At 50.1% G+C, this 3,277-nt stretch carries 1 tRNA gene and 2 rRNA genes (2 of these 3 cut by a window edge); all 3 read left to right on the top strand.

Going from position 1 to position 3,277, the window contains the following annotated elements:
* A 16S ribosomal RNA gene (locus HT711_RS08285) occupies nucleotides 1-232 on the top strand; it begins 1,213 nt to the left of the window's first position.
* Between the two features lie 51 nt (nucleotides 233-283).
* Nucleotides 284-356, top strand: a tRNA-Ala gene (locus tag HT711_RS08280).
* A 124-nt stretch (nucleotides 357-480) separates the two neighbouring features.
* Nucleotides 481-3,277 (top strand): 23S ribosomal RNA (locus HT711_RS08275); it runs 79 nt beyond the window's last position.
* Together the 16S and 23S rRNA genes with 1 tRNA gene alongside form the textbook arrangement of a ribosomal RNA operon.

Raw genomic sequence — 3,277 nt, 5'->3', positions numbered from 1 at the left:
AGGCTGCAACTCGCCTACATGAAGTCGGAATCGCTAGTAATCGCGGATCAGCACGCCGCGGTGAATACGTTCCCGGGCCTTGTACACACCGCCCGTCACACCACGAGAGTTTGTAACACCCGAAGTCGGTGAGGTAACCGTAAGGAGCCAGCCGCCTAAGGTGGGATAGATGATTGGGGTGAAGTCGTAACAAGGTAGCCGTATCGGAAGGTGCGGCTGGATCACCTCCTTTCTAAGGATAAGGAACTGCGCATTGGTCTTGTTTAGTCTTGAGAGGTCTTGTGGGGCCTTAGCTCAGCTGGGAGAGCGCCTGCTTTGCACGCAGGAGGTCAGCGGTTCGATCCCGCTAGGCTCCATTGGTGAGAGTTCACCAAGTAATGCACATTGAAAATTGAATATCTATATCAAATAGTAACAAGAAAATAAACCGAAAACGCTGTAGTATTAATAAGAGTTTATGACTGAAAGGTCAGAAAATAAGGTTAAGTTAATAAGGGCGCACGGTGGATGCCTTGGCACTAGGAGCCGAAGAAGGACGTGACAAACGACGATATGCCTTGGGTAGCTGTAAGTAAGCGATGATCCAGGGATTTCCGAATGGGGGAACCCAACAGGTACTACCTGTTACCCGCATCTGTTAAGGATGTGAGGAGGAAGACGCAGTGAACTGAAACATCTAAGTAGCTGCAGGAAGAGAAAGCAAAAGCGATTGCCTTAGTAGCGGCGAGCGAAACGGCAGGAGGGCAAACCGAAGAGTTTACTCTTCGGGGTTGTAGGACTGCAATGTGGACTCAAAGATTATAGAAGAATGATTTGGGAAGATCAGCCAAAGAGAGTAATAGCCTCGTATTTAAAATAGTCTTTGTACCTAGCAGTATCCTGAGTACGGCGGGACACGTGAAATCCCGTCGGAATCTGGGAGGACCATCTCCCAACCCTAAATACTCCCTAGTGACCGATAGTGAACCAGTACCGTGAGGGAAAGGTGAAAAGCACCCCGGGAGGGGAGTGAAATAGAACCTGAAACCGTGTGCCTACAACAAGTTCGAGCCCGTTAATGGGTGAGAGCGTGCCTTTTGTAGAATGAACCGGCGAGTTACGTTATGATGCGAGGTTAAGTTGAAGAGACGGAGCCGTAGGGAAACCGAGTCTGAATAGGGCGCCTTAGTATCATGACGTAGACCCGAAACCATGTGACCTACCCATGAGCAGGTTGAAGGTGCGGTAAGACGCACTGGAGGACCGAACCAGGGCACGTTGAAAAGTGCTTGGATGACTTGTGGGTAGCGGAGAAATTCCAAACGAACTTGGAGATAGCTGGTTCTCTCCGAAATAGCTTTAGGGCTAGCGTCGACATTAGAAATTCTTGGAGGTAGAGCACTGTTTGGGTGAGGGGTCCATCCCGGATTACCAATCTCAGATAAACTCCGAATGCCAATGAATTATGGTCGGCAGTCAGACTGCGAGTGCTAAGATCCGTAGTCTAAAGGGAAACAGCCCAGACCACCAGCTAAGGTCCCAAAATAATTGTTAAGTGGAAAAGGATGTGGGGTTGCACAGACAACTAGGATGTTAGCTTAGAAGCAGCTATTCATTCAAAGAGTGCGTAATAGCTCACTAGTCGAGTGACCCTGCGCCGAAAATGTACCGGGGCTAAAACAATTTACCGAAGCTGTGGATACCTTTATAGGTATGGTAGGAGAGCGTTCTATGTGTGAAGAAGGTGTACCGTGAGGAGTGCTGGAACGCATAGAAGTGAGAATGCCGGTATGAGTAGCGAAAGACAGGTGAGAATCCTGTCCACCGTAAGACTAAGGTTTCCAGGGGAAGGCTCGTCCGCCCTGGGTTAGTCGGGACCTAAGGAGAGACCGAAAGGTGTATCCGATGGACAACAGGTTGATATTCCTGTACTAGAGTATGTAGTGATGGAGGGACGCAGTAGGCTAACTAAAGCAGACGATTGGAAGTGTCTGTCTAAGCAGTGAGGTGTGAATTGAGTTAAATGCTTAGTTCTATAACATTGAGCTGTGATGGGGAGCGAAGTTTAGTAGCGAAGTTAGTGACGTCACACTGCCAAGAAAAGCTTCTAGCGTTTAAACATACTCTACCCGTACCGCAAACCGACACAGGTAGTCGAGGCGAGTAGCCTCAGGTGAGCGAGAGAACTCTCGTTAAGGAACTCGGCAAAATGACCCCGTAACTTCGGGAGAAGGGGTGCTGACTTTAAGTCAGCCGCAGTGAATAGGCCCAAGCAACTGTTTATCAAAAACACAGCTCTCTGCTAAATCGTAAGATGATGTATAGGGGGTGACGCCTGCCCGGTGCTGGAAGGTTAAGAGGAGTGCTTAGCGTAAGCGAAGGTATGAATTGAAGCCCCAGTAAACGGCGGCCGTAACTATAACGGTCCTAAGGTAGCGAAATTCCTTGTCGGGTAAGTTCCGACCCGCACGAAAGGCGTAATGATTTGGGCACTGTCTCAACGAGAGACTCGGTGAAATTTTAGTACCTGTGAAGATGCAGGTTACCCGCGACAGGACGGAAAGACCCCATGGAGCTTTACTGCAGTTTGATATTGAGTGTCTGTACCACATGTACAGGATAGGTAGGAGTCTATGAGATCGGGACGCCAGTTTCGAAGGAGACGTTGTTGGGATACTACCCTTGTGTTATGGCCACTCTAACCCGGATAGGTGATCCCTATCGGAGACAGTGTCTGACGGGCAGTTTGACTGGGGCGGTCGCCTCCTAAAAGGTAACGGAGGCGCCCAAAGGTTCCCTCAGAATGGTTGGAAATCATTCGCAGAGTGTAAAGGTATAAGGGAGCTTGACTGCGAGAGCTACAACTCGAGCAGGGACGAAAGTCGGGCTTAGTGATCCGGTGGTTCCGTATGGAAGGGCCATCGCTCAACGGATAAAAGCTACCCTGGGGATAACAGGCTTATCTCCCCCAAGAGTTCACATCGACGGGGAGGTTTGGCACCTCGATGTCGGCTCGTCGCATCCTGGGGCTGTAGTCGGTCCCAAGGGTTGGGCTGTTCGCCCATTAAAGCGGCACGCGAGCTGGGTTCAGAACGTCGTGAGACAGTTCGGTCCCTATCCGTCGCGGGCGTAGGAAATTTGAGAGGATCTGCTCCTAGTACGAGAGGACCAGAGTGGACTTACCGCTGGTGTACCAGTTGTCTTGCCAAAGGCATCGCTGGGTAGCTATGTAGGGAAGGGATAAACGCTGAAAGCATCTAAGTGTGAAACCCACCTCAAGATGAGATTTCCCATGATT

The sequence above is a fragment of the Streptococcus sp. 1032 genome (genome assembly GCF_013277015.1).
Lineage (GTDB): Bacteria > Bacillota > Bacilli > Lactobacillales > Streptococcaceae > Streptococcus.
Note: the sequence above shows the minus strand (reverse complement) of the source record. Positions and strands in the feature narration are given on the sequence as shown.